Genomic DNA, 15615 nt, shown 5'->3' with positions numbered 1-15615 from the left:
CTTTCCCCTTGCGGATCATCGCGGGCCGCGCCCGCGCACCGGCTCAGCCGTCATGATCGTAGACCGTCACCGGAACACCCCGGCCCGCCAACCGCGCCGCGATCAGCGGTTCGACGCGCGACCAGCGGCCACCCGCCAATCCGCAGCCGATGCGCGGCATATGGACCGAGGCGCCGTCCTCGACGGCTCTGGCCGCCACCGTGCCCAGGGCGGTGTCGATCGCCTCGTACCGCACCGGAACACCCTTGCTGCCGCGACGCGTTCCCCGCTGACCGATCATGTTCGCCACGGTCAGATACGGGCTCACCCGGATGAACTGCACGGCGCCCAGGCCGAAGTCATTGCCCGCGCGCTCCTGGTGCCAGCGCCGGTACGCCGCCTCCGGCTCCGGCCAGCGGCGCGAGACCGCCAGCACAAAGCCCTTGCCCCAGCCGCCCAGGTCGTTGCAGACATGAGCGATGATCTTCTGTCCCTTGCCGCGCGGTGAGGTGGCGTCCCCGCGGACGTACACGATGTCCCCCATGGCCTCACCGTACGGCCGACCCCTGACAGCGCGCCCGCGCATTTCAGTGCGGGGCCAGCCCGGCCTGGAAAGCCAGGATCACCGCCTGCGTCCGGTTCCCGGTGCCCAGTTTCGCCAGCACATTGCCCACATGCGTCTTGACCGTCTCCAGGCTCACGGTCAGCTCGTCCGCGATCTCCTGATTGGACAGCCCCCGCGCCATCTGCCGGAGGATCTCCGTCTCCCGGCGGGTGAGTGCGGCGGCCCGCGCCGCCGCCTCCGGCCGCACCGGCCGACCGGTGGCCAGACGGCGTACGGCGTCGGGGAAGAGCATCGAGTCGCCGGTCGCCACCAGATGGATGGCCTGGGCGATCTGCTGTGACGGAGCCCGCTTGCGGATGAAACCGTCGGCGCCCGCCTCCAGTGCGTCATAGACGTACGCGTCGTTCTCGAAGGTGGTGATCACGATGACCTTCGGCGGCTCGGACAGCGTGGTCCGCAACTGCCGGGTCGCCTCGATGCCGTTGAGGGTGGGCATCCGCACATCCATCAGGACGATATCGGGGCGCAACGCCCTCACCAGCGGCAGCACCTCGGAGCCGTCCGCCGCCTCGCCGACGACGGTGAGGCCGGGCTTGGCGGACAGCAGGGTGCGCAGTCCGGTCCGGGTCAGCTCCTCGTCGTCGACCACGAGCACCCGCACGGTGCTGTTCACCGGATCCGCCGCGTCCGTCGCGCTCATCGCCCCGCTCCCAGCGGCAGCCGTGCCATCAGCCGCCACCGCGCCACGTCCGCCGACCCTCCGTCGGACGGTGCGTCCACGGGCCCCGCCGAGACCTCACCGCGCAGCAGCCGCACCCGTTCGGCGATCCCCTTCAGCCCCTGACGCCCCTGGCCGGACCGTCCGTTCCCGCGGGCCGCCGGGCCATCGCCCCCAGGGCGGACCAGATTGACGAGTTCCACCTCCAGCCGTCCGCGGCGCACCTCGACCCGTAGCCGCATCCCCGTCCTCTCGCCGTACCGCAACGCGTTGGTCAGCCCCTCCTGTGCGATGCGGTACGCCTCCCGGGACACGGCCGCCGGCACCTGCTCCAGATCGCCACCGCGCTCCATCCGCAGCTCGGCGCCCGCCTGCCGCACCGACTCCACGAGGGCGTCGAGATCGGCCAGAGTGCGCTGCGGCGCCTTCGGGGCCTGCTCGTCGCGGAGCGCGCCCAGCACATGGTCCAGGTCGTCCATCGCCGCGCGCGACGTCTCCTCGATGCTGGTGAGCGCCCGCCGGGCCGCGTGCGGATCACGCTCCAGCAGCTCCCCGGCCACCGCGGCCTGGATGGTCGACGCGGTGAGCGTATGCCCGATGGAGTCGTGCAACTCCTGGGCCAGCCGGTTCCGTTCCCTCAGCACATCCATCCGTTCCTCGGCCGCGGCCAGCCGCTCGGCGGGCCGGTGGTCGAGGAAGACCGGGGCCAGCAGCCGCAGCGCCGCCGTACCGACCACCGTCGTGTATCCCGCGCACAGCAGGCACACCACGGAGACCAGGGGCGTCCACAGCCCCGCGCCGCCCGCGGGTACGGTGACCCGGCCTTCGAGGACGGTGATCTCGCCGCCACCGCCCCACCACACCGCCGGAAACGCCACGGCGCCGAAGACGAGCAGACCCGTCACGGCGGTCACCGCCACCCCCACCGCCATATGCGGTACCAGCCATGCCGTGGTACGCAGCCGGTTGGTCCACCGCGATCGCGGTGACTCGGCGGCCGGGAGCGGAAGTCCGGTGCCCAGCAGGCGATTGGCCAGCCCTACACAGCCACGGCGTGCGCCGCGCGGCGCGCCCAGGGCGGTGACCACGACGACCAGCGCGAGAGTGAAGCCCGCGATACGGGCCGGAAGCTGCCACCGGGCCGGAGCCGACAGGACGGCGGCCGTCAGCGGTGGCACGCTCAAGGCCGCCCCGAGCAGCGCATGGGCCCAGCCCCGGAGGGTGGCCGTGGTGAACATCGGACGGATCAACGTGTGCATGGTCCGCACAGTAGCCGCGGGCCGGTTCGGGCCGCCTCCCTCCCAAGAGCCAGTTCATATCGCCGTTTTGAGCGATGTGGAGTTCACTCCGGACGGCGATGTGTCCGGCTCTCACCGCATGACACCTTCTGCGCTGCCAACCCGTCGCAGCGATACGAAGGGCGAACGCCGATGCCGTCGACCACCACCGGGACCCCGCGGACCACCCCGCCGGCACCACCGGCCACCACACCGTCACCGGCCCGAGGACCGGTGGTGTTCCTCGTCCTGTCCTTCGCGGGCACCTGGCTCTGGCTTCTGATCGGCCACACCCTCCTCGGTCTCTCGGCGCTCAACCCGCTGCTGCAACTCCCGGCCTTCTGCGTGCCGGGCATCGCGGCCGTGGTGGTCCGGCGCTGGGCCACCCGGGAGGGGTTCGCCGACGCGGGCCTCGCGCTGCGTCTGCGGTCCGCCTGGGCGTACTACCTCATCGCGTGGCTCGGCCCGTTGGCCGTCGCGGCGGTGACCATGGGGTGCGCGGCCGTGCTCGGCCTGTGGCGTCCCGACCTGTCGCCCCTGGACGAGCTGTCGCCGGGGGTGCCGGGGTGGGCTGCGGTGATCGGCCTGATGCTGGTCCTTCCCCTCCTCACCCCGCTGTACTGGGGTGAGGAGTTCGGCTGGACGAGCTATCTGCGGCCGCGGCTGTTCGGCGGCCGTCCGCTGCCGTCCATCGTCGCCACAGGTCTGATCTGGGCGTGCTGGCACTTTCCGCTGGCCTTCATCGGCTATGTCCGCTTCTCGGACGTGGTTCTCGGCCTGGCGATGTGGACCGTCATGTTCCTGTGCCAGGAAGTGGTCCTCGCCTGGCTGTATCTGCGCAGTGGCACGGTGTGGGTGGCGAGCCTGGCCCATGCGGGGAACAACATGGTGCTCTTCCTGCTCACCGGGCAGTTGCTCACCGCCGACGACGGCCACGGCCCCGCCCACGGCGCCCTCGTCACCTCGATGCTCCCCACCATTCCCGTGGCCGCGCTCGCCCTGTGGGCCGGATACCGGCTGCGGGTACGACCGCCTCAGAAGGTGCCGACACGGTGAGGCATCGCCACGGTCCGGCGCCGGGACCATCCGGCGCCGGACGGTGTCCGGTCAGAAGCGGTAGCGCAGGATGCGGCCCACATCCCGGAAGCCGGGCAGATGGGCCATCACCTTCATGCTCATCCGACCCGAGGCGGGCATCTTCTCCAGCCCCGGCATGTCCACGCTGCGTACCGTGTCCAGACAGGTCAGTCCGTCGTGCCAGCCCTCCAGCTCATAGGGGTCGTCCAGCCCCCAGTGGAGTGTCGCCCCGGCGTTGCGCACCGCCGGAACACACTTCTGGAGTCTGATGCCCAGGGAGCCGTAACAGTCGAACAGCAGCTGTCCGCTGGGGAAGCGGCCGGTGATCCGCTGGATCAGCCGTTTGCCCTCCTCCTCGGTCAGATACATCGTCAGGCCCTCGAAGACCGCCACGGTCGGCCGGTCGTCGGGCACCTCATCCAGCCATGCCTCGTCGGTCACCGAGGAGGCGACCATCTGGTAGTCGCCCGACGGCACCGGGAGGAGCCGTCGGCGCAGTTCGACGACGTCCGGGAAGTCGACGTCGATCCAGCGCACCGACGACGGCGGATCGAGCCGCTGGACACGGGTGTCCAGACCACAGGCCAGGTGCAGCACGGTGGCCTTCTGGTGCTCCGCGAGGAACTCGGTCGTCCAGTCGTCGAGCTGTTTGGCCCGCAGCGCCACGCCCACCGCCGTCGTGGCCGTCATCCCCGTTTTGCCGAAGTCGTAGGCGACGCGCTCCACCGCCGCCTGGGCGGCGGTGTCGCCCAGGACGGTATCCGGTGAGCGGCTGTCCACCGCCCTGGCGTAGAGCGTGGCCAGCATGGTCTCCTGCGTGCCGCTGAGAGTGATCTTTTCCTGATCCATGGTTCCTCGGTCGATGGGGGGTACCGGCGGCCCTGAAGTGGAATCGGGCACGGAGTGTCAGCGTCCGTGTGCGTACGGTCCCATGTCTTCCCTGGCGAAGGCGACCGTGCCCTGGGCTGTTCGAGTACTTCCCGCCAACTCGGCGGTCCGCCGCGGTGTCAGTCCTGGGCGGCCAGCCACAGATCGGGGCCGAAGACCTCGTAGTGGACGGCGGCGGGGTGTACACCCCGGTCCAGCAGCTGGGCGCGGACGGTCCGCATGAAGGGCAGCGGGCCGCACAGATAGACCTGTGCGTCCTCGGGGACGGCGATCGTGGAGAGGTCGACCCGCCCGGTGCGCGCCTCCGGCCGGTCCGCCTCCGCCCGCTCGTACCAGAAGTGGGCCGTGCCGTCGGCCAGTTTGGTGACCAGCCGTTCCTGGTCGGGGCGCAGTGCGTGGGCGGTGGCCGAGCGGTCGGCGTGGATGACGGTCACCGGGCCCTGGTGTCCCCGGTCGACGAGGTCCTCCAGCATGGCGACCATCGGGGTGCATCCGATGCCCGCCGAGACCAGCAGCAGCGGGGTGTCGCTGCCGGTGGTGTCGAGTACGACATCGCCGTACGGTGCCGAGACGCTGAGCACATCGCCCACCCGGACGCGGTCGTGCAGGTGGCCCGAGACCTCGCCCGCCGGCCCCCGCCCCTCCTGCACCCGCTTGACGGTGAAGGAGCGCACCGTCGAACCGGGTGCGTTGGTCAGGCTGTACTGGCGTATCTGCCGTGCCCCGTCGGCCAGTTCGACCTGGACCGAGACATACTGTCCGGCCCGGAAGGCCGGGGCCGGGCGGTCGTCCGCGGGCCGGATCCGGAAGGTGACCACATCCGGTGTCTCCTGGACCCGTGCGACCACGGTCCACGGGCGCCAGGTGCCCCCTGCCAGCGCCCCCTGCTCGGCGTACAGCCGCCGTTCGATCTCGATCAGGGCGTTGGCCATCAGCCAGTAGACCTCATCCCAGGCGGCGGCCACCTCCTCGGTGACCGCGTCGCCGAGCACCTCCGCGATGGCGGCGGACAGGTGGCGGTGCACGATCGGATACTGCGCGGGGGTCACGGCCAGCGAGGCGTGCTTGTGCGCGATCCGGCCGAGCATGGCGTCGGGGCGGACGCCGGGCTGTTCCACCAGGGCGGTGGCGAACGCGGCGAGTGCCCCGGCGAGGGCCTGCCGCTGGGTTCCCGCTGCCTGGTTGCCGCGGTTGAACAGGTGTCGCAGCAGCTCGGGGTGGGCCTCGAACAGCCTCCGGTAGAAGAGGTCGGTGATGGTGCCGATGGCCTCGCCGACGGCGGGCAGCGTGGCGCGGACGGTCTCAGCCGACTTCGGGGAGAGCATAGGAGGCTCCTAATTGGTATGTGAGATTCGCATTTAATGGCGTGAAGAAGTCCGGCATGACGGAGCTCCCGTGATCAAGGGGACAGGCCGGGTCCGCGGCCCACCAGTCCGAGCAGGACCGGACCGGTGGGGGAGGCGACCAGATCGTCGACCGTCAGCGGGTCGAGGGTGGCGTAGAACGCCTCCTGTGCCCGGCGCAGCGCCATCCGCAGCCGGCAGCCCTGGCGCAGTGGGCAGGGGGTGTCCCCCTCGCAGTCGACGACATCGCCGACACCCTCGAGCTCCCGGACCAGTTGCCCGATCGAAGCGGTGCGTCCGGTCCCGGTGAGCGCCAGTCCGCCGCCGCGCCCCCGCCGGGTCTCGATCAGGCCGAGGTGCTGGAGCCGGGCGGCCACTTTGGCCAGATGGCTGTACGGAACCTGCATCTCCTCGGCGATCCGCCGCGCGGTGCACGGCTCGTCGCCGGTCACCGCGAGGCGCATGATCGCCCGGAGGGCCAGATCCGTTGACTTCGTCAGCCGCATGGCAGCAGATTAGATAATGCGAATCTGAGATGCAACTTAAGGGGTGTGGGTCGGAGGGCGTGGAAGGGATGGGCACTCGGTCCGGCCCTGCGGCCCCGCCCGAGGTCCCGTCAGATCCCGCCGGGACCGGCCTCCTCGGCGGCCGGTCCGTCCGCGGACCCCGTCCGGCGCCCGTCGGGCGGGGGGTCGCGCAGCGCGCGCGTCACCGACCACGCCACGGACACCATGGGGACGGCCACCACGGCCCCGACCACCCCCGCGACGATGCTGCCGGCGATGACCGAGATGGCGACCACCACCGGATGCAGCCTGACCGCCCAGCTCATCACCAGTGGATGCAGTACGTGCCCCTCAAACTGTCCGACGAGGACGATGAGTGCCAGCACCACCGCGGCGATCACCGGGCCCCGCCCCGCCAGTGCCACCACCGTGGCCACGGCGAGCGCGATCGGTGAGCCGATCAGGGGGATGAAGGTGGCGAAGAACACCAGCAGGGTCAGTGGCAGGGCCAGTGGCACCCGCAGCAGGAACAGCACGACCCCGACGATGGCCGCGTTGGTGGCCGCCACCAGGATGATGCCCCGGGTGTATCCGGCGAACGTGCTCCAGGCCGCGCGCCCCGCGCGGTCCCACGGGGACCGCGCGGCCTCCGGGAGCTGCCCGCGGAACCACCGCCACATCCGGTCGCCGGAGTGGACGAAGAAGATCGAGCAGAACAGCGCGAGAACCGCCGCCGTCAGCGCCTCCACCACATGGCCCGCGCTGCTGAGCGCCCTGCTGATGAGCGCCCCGCGGTTGCGGGAGACAAAGGAATTGAGCCGGTCGTGCAGTCCGGCCAGCGTGCCGGGCCGGACATGGAACGGTGGCCCCTCCAGCCAGCGTTCGATCCGGCCGATGCCCCCGCGGAACTCACCCACCAGGGAACTCGCCTCACCCGCCGCCGCGCTGCCCACCAGCGCCAGCAGCCCCAGTACCAGGAACAGGCTGCCGAACACCGCGAGCGCGACCGCCAGGGGCCGGGGCGCCACGCGCGCCAGCAGATCGGCCAGCGGGCGCAGCAGGGCCGTGGCCACCAGCGCCAGGAACACCGCGATCGCCACCAGTTCGAAGCGCCCCAGCACCGTGAAGGCCAGGTAGACGGCCGCCCCGACGATCAGGATCCGCCACGCGTACGCCGCGGCCAGCCGCAGCCCTGGATGGACCAGCCCGTCGTCCCCGGCCGCGCCGCGCGTGGTCGTGGCGACCGCCGGGGACCCGGTGGAGCGTGCGCGGGCCGACGCCGTCCGCCTGGTGCGGCGCCCACGGCCCCCGGCGGTGGCTGCCCGGCGCGCGGGGCGTGGGCGCCGCGGAGCGCCCCCGTCAGCCGCCGGGCCCTCCCCGCCGTCCGCCGTCCCGCCGCGCTCCGGCCCGTCGGACGGAGGGAGAGACCCGCTGCTCACGTCGGCGCCACCGCCTTCTGCGTCCCGGCCCTTCGCGGGGAAGGTGTCCGGACTCAGTTGGTTTATCCGATTGATCCTGAACACATCGATTCAAGCAGGGCGGGAGTCCGGGAGTGCGCCACCTCTCACCGGGCGCGGCGGATCGCGCCGGGCCGAGCCCAGCCGGGTCCGGTGGTCTCCGGTCGCGGTGGGTTGTGCCGGGGTGCGCACGGCCGCGGTGTCCGGAGCCCGTGGTGAGAGTGGCGGGTCACGGTGTTTCCTCCGGCCCGCGGCGGTTCCATAATCGATCACCCGTCGAAGGAGACGCCCGTGACGTACGACATCGCCGCCGTCCGTGCACAGTTCCCCGCTCTCGAGGCCGGATCGGCGCACTTCGACGGGCCGGCCGGCACCCAGACGCCCCGGCCCGTCATCGACGCCGTCGCCGAGGCGCTGGCCAACCCCCTCTCCAACCGGGGTCGGGTCACCACGGGTGAGCGGAACGCCGAGACGATCGTCGCGGAGGCGCGGCGCGCGCTGGCCGATCTGCTCGGCGCGGATCCGGCCGCCGTCGTCTTCGGTCGTAGCGCCACCCAGCTGGCGTACGACTTCTCCCGCACCCTCGCCAAGACCTGGACCCCGGGTGACGAGGTCGTGGTCTCACGTCTGGACCACGATGCCAACATCCGGCCGTGGGTGCAGGCGGCGGCGGTGGTGGGTGCCACCGTGCGCTGGGCCGACTTCGACCCGGCGACCGGGGAGCTGACGCCCGATCACATCAGTGCCGTGCTCACCGGGCGCACCCGGCTGGTCGCCGTCACGGCGGCCTCGAACCTCATCGGCACCCGTCCGGCGATCGCGGAGATCTCCCGGAGGGTCCATGCGGCCGGAGCGCTGCTGTACGTCGACGGCGTGCACTGCACCGCGCACGCCCATGTCGATATCGACCGGCTCGGAGCCGATTTCCTCACCTGCTCCCCGTATAAATTCCTCGGCCCTCATCTCGGCGTTCTGGCGAGCCGTCCGGAAATCCTCGAAACTCTGCGTCCGGACAAACTCCTGCCGTCGCCCGACGCCGATCCCGAGCGTTTTGAATTCGGCACTCTTCCCTATGAATTCCTCGCCGGGGCGCGGGCCGCGGTGGATTTCCTGGCAGGTCTCGACCCTTCGGCCGGGGGCGACCGCCGGAAGCGGCTCGCCGCGTCGTTCGTGGCACTCGAGCGGTACGAGGACTCCCTGCGGCTGCGTCTCGAGGGCGGCCTCGCCTCCTTCGCCGCGATCACCGTCCACTCCCGGGCCGCACACCGCACTCCGACCCTGCTGCTGACCATCGACGGACGTGACACCGCCGACGCCCACCGCTTCCTCGCCGCCCGTGGTGTCGACGCCCCGTCAGGCTCGTTCTACGCCCTGGAAGCGTCCCGCAGGCTGGGGCTCGGCGACGCCGGAGGGCTCCGGGTCGGACTGGCCCCCTACACCAGCGCCGATGAGGTGGACCGGCTGCTCAACGGCCTGTCCGACTTCCTGCGCAAGCCGGTCACGCACCTCTGAAACGCCCCGTCCCGTCGGCCCGGCGCACCCGGCCACCGGAGGGTGCGCCGGGGCGCGGCGGTGTGTCCCACCGCGCCCCGGCGCACACGGAAGCCCCGATTCCGTGGCCGTGCCGTCGGCGGCTTCACGCGCCGCGGCGCATGCGCCGGGGAGGCGTCCTCGCGCTCCGCGTCATGACCTGGCGACCCGTCATCGAGCGCCGCCACCGGGCGAACCGGGCACGGCGAGGGCACGGGGCGGGCGGTGACCGTGGTGTGCCCTCGGCCGCCCTTTCCCGGCGTCGCTCGTAAATACTTTCCCCCGCGCGCGCTGTACTCCGGTATCCATCCCCGGGCATGCTCATTCCGGTTCGCTCCCCACATGACGGAAGGGCATCCCATGGCCAGCGCCTTACCGCAGCCGGACAGGCTTCCCTCGCTCACCGGATATCGGTTTCTCCTGGCGTGCGCGGTCCTTTTCGGCCATGTCCTGACGCTGGGCAGACTGTTCGCGGACGAGTCGGTCTATGAGGCCGCCGGCAGGTCCCAGATGCTCAGTGCCGGGGCGGTCTCCTCCTTCTTCCTCCTCAGCGGCTTCGTCCTGGCCTGGACCCTCCGCCCGGACGACACCGCCGGACGCTTCTGGCGACGCCGGTTCGTCAAGATCTTCCCCAACCACGCGGTGACCTGGACCCTCATGCTGGTCCTGCTGCTGGCGACGGGGACGGCCACCCTGCTCCCCGTACCGGACCCGGCCGTCGACGAGGCCGTGAAGAACCTGCTGCTGGTCCACACCTGGGCCCCCGACATGGCCGACTTCAGCAGTGTGAACCCGGTGACCTGGTCCATCTCCTGCGAGGCGTTCTTCTATCTGCTCTTCCCGTTCCTGATCCGGCCGCTGAGCGCGCTGCCCGCCCGCCGGATCCGGCCCCTGATCGCCCTGATCGCCGCACTGGTCCTCGCCACGCCCGCGCTGGTCACGCTTGTCACCGAGGACGCCGCGACCGGGAGTTGGACACCGCTGTCCATGGAGCGCTGGTGGCTGATCTACTTCTTCCCGCCGGTGCGGCTGCTGGAGTTCGTCCTCGGCATCCTGCTCGCCCTCGCCGTCCGTGCGGGCCGCTGGCCCGCCCTCCGGATGCGCTGGCCGCTGCTCGTCCTCATCGCCCTGTTCGCGGTACAGCCCCGGCTGCCGGACGAGTACACCTGGGGTGCCGCCACTTGTCTGCCGCTCGCCGCGCTGATCCCCGCCCTCGCCTGCCGCGACATCGACCGCCGCCCCACCTGGCTCGGAACGCGCGGACTGGTGGTACTCGGCGAGGCGTCCTTCGCCCTGTACATGATCCACTTCCCGACCCTGTACGCGATGCGCCTGCTGCTCGGCGAGCGCACCTTCGGCACCCTCGCGGCCACGGCCATCGCCCTCGGCGTGGCCGCGCTGTGCGTCCTGGTCTCCCTGGTGCTGTGGCGCACCGTGGAGTTGCCCATGATGCGCCGCTACTCCCGCCCCCGGCCGCTCCCCGGCCGTCCGGTCACCACGACCGGTGGTATGCCCCCGCGCACCACCACGACGGACGATCTCGGCGCAGACCCCGCATCGGCAGGCGACATCACCGACCGTGACCGTGTGGCGCGGGCACCACAGCAGGACCCGATGCCCTGACCTGCGCGATCGCCCGCCACCGCCCCCGGGGGGGGCCGGGGGGGGGGGCCCGGCCCCGGGGCGGGGCGGGGGCGCCCCCCCCCCCCCCCCCCGCGGCCGTGCCCCGGGCCCGCCCCGACGTTACGATCGAAAAGGAGGGCCCGGCGCGCCCCACGGGAGCCCGGGCGGCACCCCGGGGGGAGAGAGCGGGGCTCCATGACACCCGGTGGTATCGACGGCACGGCCCTCGCCGGTCTTCGCGAAGGACTGGCGGGTGAGGCGATCGTGCCGGGCGATCCGGTCTACGACGACGCCCGCACCGTCTTCAACGCCATGATCGACCGCCGGCCGGCGGTGATCGTCCAGTGTGAGAGCCAGGACGACGTCAGCCGCGCGATCTCCTTCGGCCGCGACCACGGACTGCGGATCGCGGTCCGTGGCGGTGGCCACAGCGTCGCGGGCATGTCCGTGTGCGACGACGGCCTGGTCATCGATCTCCGCCGGATGCGGGCGGTGACCGTCGACCCGGGCGCCCGGGTGGCACGGGTGGGCGGCGGAGCCGTGATGCGCGATCTGGACCGGGCGACCGAACCGCATGAGCTGGCCACCACCGGTGGCCGGGTGTCGACCACCGGCGTCGGCGGCTTCGTCCTGGGCGGCGGCACCGGCTGGCTGGACCGGGCCTTCGGCCTGGCCTGTGACAACCTGCTCTCCGTGGACCTCGTCACCGCGCAGGGCGAGGCGCTGCACACCAGCGAGGACGAGAACCCCGAACTCTTCTGGGCCCTGCACGGAGGCGGCGGCAACTTCGGTGTGGCCACCTCCTTCGCGCTCCGTCTGCACCCGCTCCCCGTCGTCACCGCCATGCTGCTGATGTGGCGCCCCGGCGCGGGGCGGGACGTGGCCTGCGCCTACCGTGACTTCCTGGAGTCGGCGCCGGACGAGATCGGCGGTGGCTTCCTCTACCTGACCGCTCCGCCCGAGGACTTCGTCCCCGGGGACATGGTCAACAAGCTCGTCTGCGCCGCCGTCATCACCTACGCCGGCCGGGAACAGCAGGCCCGTTCCGTCGCCGCGCCACTGCTGCGCCTCGGCCACCAGGCCGAGATGATCACGGAACTGCCGTACGCCGATCTGCAGTGCATGCTCGACGATCCGCCCGGCTACCGGAACTACTGGTCGGCCGAGTACCTGGACGCGTTCCCCGATCCGGCGGTGAACCTGTTCTGTGCCCGCGCCGCGGACATGGTCGTCCCTTCCCCCTCCCAGCACGTCCTGTTCCCCCAGGGCGGGGCGGTGGCCAGGGGACCCGCGGACTACCCGGTGCCCTGGCGCGGCGCGCCGTGGATCGTCCACCCCTTCGGCCTGTGGGAGGACCCGGACGACGACGACCGTGCCCGCCGCTGGGCGCGTGCCACGCGTGAGGACGTCCAGCCGTGGTCCAGTGGCGCGGTGTATCTCAACTTCATCGGCGCCGAGGGTGAGGACCGTGTCATCGCGGGCTTCGGACCCGAGAACCACCGGCGACTGGCCGAGGTGAAGGCCCGGTACGACCCCGACAATGTCTTCCGGTTCAACCACAACATCAAACCGCGTCGGGCCACCGCGGGGATGACCGGACGGTAGCCGGCCCGCGGCCCACCGGTTCACGCCGTCACGCGAGTCCGCCGTTGCTCATCAGCAGCTGGCCGTTGATCCACTGACCGCGCGGCGAACAGAGGAAGTCCACCAGGTGGGCGGTGTCGCGCGGAGTGCCGAGCCTGCCCAGCGGTGTCCGTTCCCGGCAGACCTCCCGTACCTGCTCGGACATCCAGCCGGTGTCCACCGGACCGGGATTGACGACGTTGGCCGTGACCCCGAGATGCGCGAGCTCGTGGGCGCCGGCCAGGGTGATGCGGTCCTGAGCGCCCTTGCTCGCACCGTAGGGAAGGTTTCCGGCGGTGTGGTCACTGGTGAGCGTGACGATCCGGCCGCTTCCCGGTACCCCGCCGAACCGCCGCCCGTACTCACGGATCAGCAGCCAGGTGGCGCGCGCGTTGACGGCGAAGTGCCGGTCGAAGCTCTCCACGGTGGTGTCGAGCAGTCCCGAGTCGACCGATTCGCAGTGGCACATCACCAAGGCGGTGACACCGCCCAGCCGGGCCTCGGCCTCGTCGAAGATCCGCGCGGGGGCGTCCGGATCGGCGAGGTCCGCCTCGATCGCCGCGGTGGCCGCCCCGAGTTCCCCGAGCGCGTCACCGATGGAGTCGGCGGCCCCGGGCTCGACGCCCCAGGGCATCCGCTCGTCGTAGGAGCGCCAGTAGGTGAAGGCGATGTCCCAGCCCGATCTCGCCAGCTCCCGGGCGACACCCGCCCCGATGCCCACGGTACGGCCCACTCCGGTGACCAGCGCGAGCGGGCGGACGGGTCCGGGGACCGTGTGACCGCCGCCGCTGTCCGGCGGCTCCGGGCCCTGGAGGTGATACGGGCCTTCGTGGCTGGTGGTCATGGGGAGGATCATCGCGAGCGGTCGCCGGGCGGACAACTCGTTATCGCCTCCTCGCACGAAGGCGGCGAGTGACCGGCGCGCCTGGCCCGTTCGGCCCCAGGGCGGCGGGCCGTCCGCCACGCCGTGCCGGTGTGGGGTAGACCTCGACTGTCGGCTTCCCCCGCCTCCACCACCGAGTGACGACCCTGTCGAGGAGTGTGCGCGTGAGTACGGAACTGAGCGGATCCACCGCCCTGGTCACCGGCGGCACCGCGGGAATCGGCCGTACGGTCGCCCTGCGTCTCGCCGCGCTGGGGGCCGAGGCGGTGGTCCACGGCCGTGATGCGCAACGGGGTGCCGGTGTCGTCGAGGACATCCGTGCCGCGGGTGGACGGGCCCGGTTCATCGCGGCCGACCTCGCCGATCCCGACGCCGTCCTCCGGCTGGCCGCCGAGGCGGGTGAGATCGACATCCTGGTGAACAACGCGGGTATCTACCGGTTCGCCGACACCCCGGAGACCACCACCGAGATGTTCGACACCCACCTGGCGGTCAACACCCTTGCCCCGCTGCTGCTGGTCGGGGCGCTCGCCCCCGGAATGGCGTCCCGGGGCCGCGGGGCCATCGTCAACATGAGCACCGTGGCCGCCACCACCCCCGCGCGCGGCGCCGGGGTGTACGGCGCCTCCAAGGCCGCGCTGGAACTGCTCACCGGCGTCTGGGCCGATGAGTTCGGCCCCCAGGGAGTACGGGTGAACGCCGTGCGCTCCGGTCCGGCCCGCACCCCCGGCACGGTGGAGATGGGCGAGGACATCCTCCAGGCCCTGGGACGGACCACCATCCTGGGCAGGGCCGCGGAGCCCGAGGAGATCGCCGAAGCGGTCGTCTTCCTCATCTCCCCGCGCTCCAGCTACATCACCGGTACGGTCCTCGAAGCCCGGGGCGGGGAACTCGCCCTCAGCTGACGGCCCGCTCCGACCACCGGTGCGGCGGTGACATAGCCTGGGCGATGTGATCACCACACTCGCCGTCGAGAACTACCGGTCGCTGCGCCGACTGGTCGTCCCCCTTGGCCGGCTGACCGTGGTCACCGGGGCCAACGGCACCGGCAAGTCCAGCCTCTACCGGTCCCTCCGCCTGCTCGCCGACGCCGCGCGCGGGGGAGCGGTCGCCGCGCTCGCCAGAGAGGGCGGACTGCCGTCCGCGCTGTGGGCCGGACCCGAGACCTCGGCGCGGGCCGTCCGGGAAGGCCGCCATCCGATCCAGGGCACCGTCCGGTCCGAACCGGTCAGCCTGCGCCTCGGCTTCGCCGGTGACGCGTTCGGCTACGCCGTCGACTTCGGCCATCCCACCCCGTCCCGCTCCATGTTCGACCTCGACCCGGAGATCAAGCGGGAGAGCGTGTGGAGCGGCCCCGTACTGCGCCCCGCCACCCTGCTCTCCGAACGCGCGGGCCCGGCCGTCCGCACCCGGGACGCATCGGGGGAGTGGAACCGCACCCAGGGCGCCGTACGCCCCTACGACAGCATGCTCAGCGAACTCGCCGATCCGCAGCGCGCCCCCGATGTGCTCGAGGTCCGTGAACACGTCCGGTCCTGGCGCTTCTACGACCACGTACGCACCGACGCCCACGCCCCCGCCCGGGCCGCTCAGGTCGGCACCCGCTCACCGGTCCTCGCCTCCGACGGCGCCAACGTGGCCTCGGCACTCCAGACCATCCGGGAGATCGGTGACGGCGACGCGCTCGATGCCGCCGTCGACGCGGCCTTCCCCGGCAGCCGCGTGGAGGTCGCCGACCGCGGCGGACATTTCGAACTCGCCCTGCGGCAGCACGGGTTGCTGCGTCCACTGGGCGCACCCGAACTGTCCGACGGCACGCTGCGCTATCTGTTGTGGGCGGCCGCGCTGCTCACCCCGCGTCCACCGGACCTGCTCGTGCTCAACGAGCCCGAGACCAGCCTGCACCCCGAACTGCTCGGGGCACTGGCCGGTCTCATTCTGACCGCGTGCGACAAGACCCAGATCGTGGTGGTCACCCACTCCCGTTCGCTGGCCGCCGCCCTTGCGGACGGGGCGGGGACCTCCCGCACCGAGGTGAACACCATCGAACTGGTCAAGGAGGCGGGCCGGACCCTGGTGGACGGACAGGGCACCCTCGACGAGCCCCTGTGGTACTGGCCCAAGCGGTGAGCTGAACCGACGGCGG

At 71.9% G+C, this 15615-nt stretch carries 14 protein-coding genes; 6 read left to right on the top strand and 8 right to left on the bottom strand.

Annotation, left to right across the window (positions count from 1 at the left end; genetic code table 11):
- Nucleotides 1-43 precede the first annotated feature (43 nt).
- Genes NMK44_RS33005 through NMK44_RS32995 form a run of 3 tightly spaced genes read right to left on the bottom strand, consistent with a single transcriptional unit; the run spans nt 44 to nt 2521 of the window.
- On the bottom strand, nt 44-523 hold the full coding sequence (locus NMK44_RS33005) for a macro domain-containing protein (RefSeq protein ID WP_254750036.1): 480 nt from the start codon (nt 521-523) through the stop codon (nt 44-46).
- A 43-nt stretch (nt 524-566) separates the two neighbouring features.
- Nucleotides 567-1244, bottom strand: a complete 678-nt coding sequence (locus NMK44_RS33000; RefSeq protein WP_254750034.1) for a response regulator — start codon at nt 1242-1244, stop codon at nt 567-569.
- Nucleotides 1241-2521, bottom strand: a complete 1281-nt coding sequence (locus NMK44_RS32995) for a sensor histidine kinase (protein WP_254750032.1) — start codon at nt 2519-2521, stop codon at nt 1241-1243. Before NMK44_RS32995 ends, NMK44_RS33000 begins: the two co-directional genes overlap by 4 nt.
- 171 nt (nt 2522-2692) lie before the next feature.
- Between NMK44_RS32995 and NMK44_RS32990 the strand changes: the two genes are divergently transcribed.
- Nucleotides 2693-3595 (top strand): CPBP family intramembrane glutamic endopeptidase, encoded by a 903-nt coding sequence (locus NMK44_RS32990; protein ID WP_254750030.1) that lies wholly within the window; start codon nt 2693-2695, stop codon nt 3593-3595.
- A 51-nt stretch (nt 3596-3646) separates the two neighbouring features.
- On the opposite strand, the gene NMK44_RS32985 is transcribed toward NMK44_RS32990, so the two are convergent.
- The 4 genes from NMK44_RS32985 to NMK44_RS32970 form a co-directional block, all read right to left on the bottom strand.
- On the bottom strand, nt 3647-4465 hold the full coding sequence (locus NMK44_RS32985) for a class I SAM-dependent methyltransferase (protein WP_254750028.1): 819 nt from the start codon (nt 4463-4465) through the stop codon (nt 3647-3649).
- A gap of 158 nt (nt 4466-4623) precedes the next feature.
- Nucleotides 4624-5829 carry a globin domain-containing protein gene (locus NMK44_RS32980; protein WP_254750026.1) on the bottom strand — a complete coding sequence of 402 codons (1206 nt, stop codon included), beginning with the start codon at nt 5827-5829 and terminating at the stop codon, nt 4624-4626.
- Nucleotides 5830-5903: 74 nt separating this feature from the next.
- Nucleotides 5904-6353 (bottom strand): RrF2 family transcriptional regulator, encoded by a 450-nt coding sequence (locus NMK44_RS32975; protein WP_254750024.1) that lies wholly within the window; start codon nt 6351-6353, stop codon nt 5904-5906.
- A 110-nt stretch (nt 6354-6463) separates the two neighbouring features.
- Complete coding sequence (locus tag NMK44_RS32970) at nt 6464-7792, bottom strand: AI-2E family transporter (RefSeq protein WP_374215374.1); 1329 nt, start codon at nt 7790-7792, stop codon at nt 6464-6466.
- A gap of 309 nt (nt 7793-8101) precedes the next feature.
- Here NMK44_RS32970 and NMK44_RS32965 point away from each other — a divergent pair, with 309 nt between their 5' ends.
- From NMK44_RS32965 to NMK44_RS32955, 3 genes are all read left to right on the top strand, one after another.
- Nucleotides 8102-9322 carry a cysteine desulfurase-like protein gene (locus NMK44_RS32965; protein WP_254750022.1) on the top strand — a complete coding sequence of 407 codons (1221 nt, stop codon included), beginning with the start codon at nt 8102-8104 and terminating at the stop codon, nt 9320-9322.
- Between the two features lie 378 nt (nt 9323-9700).
- A complete protein-coding gene (locus NMK44_RS32960; protein ID WP_254750020.1) occupies nt 9701-10963 on the top strand; it encodes an acyltransferase family protein in 1263 nt (420 codons plus the stop codon).
- Between the two features lie 195 nt (nt 10964-11158).
- Nucleotides 11159-12568, top strand: coding sequence for an FAD-binding oxidoreductase (locus NMK44_RS32955; protein ID WP_254750018.1), 1410 nt, complete (start codon nt 11159-11161; stop codon nt 12566-12568).
- Between the two features lie 28 nt (nt 12569-12596).
- Here NMK44_RS32955 and NMK44_RS32950 read toward each other — a convergent pair whose 3' ends face one another.
- Entirely contained in the window at nt 12597-13430 is an 834-nt protein-coding gene (locus NMK44_RS32950; RefSeq protein WP_254750016.1) for an SDR family oxidoreductase, read from the bottom strand.
- Between the two features lie 203 nt (nt 13431-13633).
- On the opposite strand from NMK44_RS32950, the gene NMK44_RS32945 reads away from it, so the two are divergent.
- Together NMK44_RS32945 and NMK44_RS32940 are read left to right on the top strand one after the other, a co-directional pair.
- Nucleotides 13634-14374: an SDR family NAD(P)-dependent oxidoreductase gene (locus NMK44_RS32945; protein WP_254750014.1), complete on the top strand. Its 741-nt coding sequence runs from the start codon at nt 13634-13636 to the stop codon at nt 14372-14374.
- A gap of 46 nt (nt 14375-14420) precedes the next feature.
- Complete coding sequence (locus tag NMK44_RS32940; RefSeq protein WP_254750012.1) at nt 14421-15599, top strand: AAA family ATPase; 1179 nt, start codon at nt 14421-14423, stop codon at nt 15597-15599.
- The last annotated feature ends 16 nt before the right edge of the window (nt 15600-15615 follow it).

This window comes from Streptomyces cucumeris (assembly GCF_024295805.1).
In the GTDB taxonomy this organism is placed as follows: Bacteria; Actinomycetota; Actinomycetes; order Streptomycetales; family Streptomycetaceae; genus Streptomyces; species Streptomyces cucumeris.
This window is presented reverse-complemented; position numbering and strand designations above follow the sequence as displayed.

Bases quoted from the DNA above. Each gene is read 5' to 3' on its own strand.
- NMK44_RS33005 (WP_254750036.1), bottom strand. From the start codon at position 523: ATGGGGGACATCGTGTACGTCCGCGGGGACGCCACCTCACCGCGCGGC.
- NMK44_RS33000 (WP_254750034.1), bottom strand. From the start codon at position 1,244: ATGAGCGCGACGGACGCGGCGGATCCGGTGAACAGCACCGTGCGGGTG.
- NMK44_RS32995 (WP_254750032.1), bottom strand. From the start codon at position 2,521: ATGCACACGTTGATCCGTCCGATGTTCACCACGGCCACCCTCCGGGGC.
- NMK44_RS32990 (WP_254750030.1), top strand. From the start codon at position 2,693: ATGCCGTCGACCACCACCGGGACCCCGCGGACCACCCCGCCGGCACCA.
- NMK44_RS32985 (WP_254750028.1), bottom strand. From the start codon at position 4,465: ATGGATCAGGAAAAGATCACTCTCAGCGGCACGCAGGAGACCATGCTG.
- NMK44_RS32980 (WP_254750026.1), bottom strand. From the start codon at position 5,829: ATGCTCTCCCCGAAGTCGGCTGAGACCGTCCGCGCCACGCTGCCCGCC.
- NMK44_RS32975 (WP_254750024.1), bottom strand. From the start codon at position 6,353: ATGCGGCTGACGAAGTCAACGGATCTGGCCCTCCGGGCGATCATGCGC.
- NMK44_RS32960 (WP_254750020.1), top strand. From the start codon at position 9,701: ATGGCCAGCGCCTTACCGCAGCCGGACAGGCTTCCCTCGCTCACCGGA.
- NMK44_RS32955 (WP_254750018.1), top strand. From the start codon at position 11,159: ATGACACCCGGTGGTATCGACGGCACGGCCCTCGCCGGTCTTCGCGAA.
- NMK44_RS32950 (WP_254750016.1), bottom strand. From the start codon at position 13,430: ATGACCACCAGCCACGAAGGCCCGTATCACCTCCAGGGCCCGGAGCCG.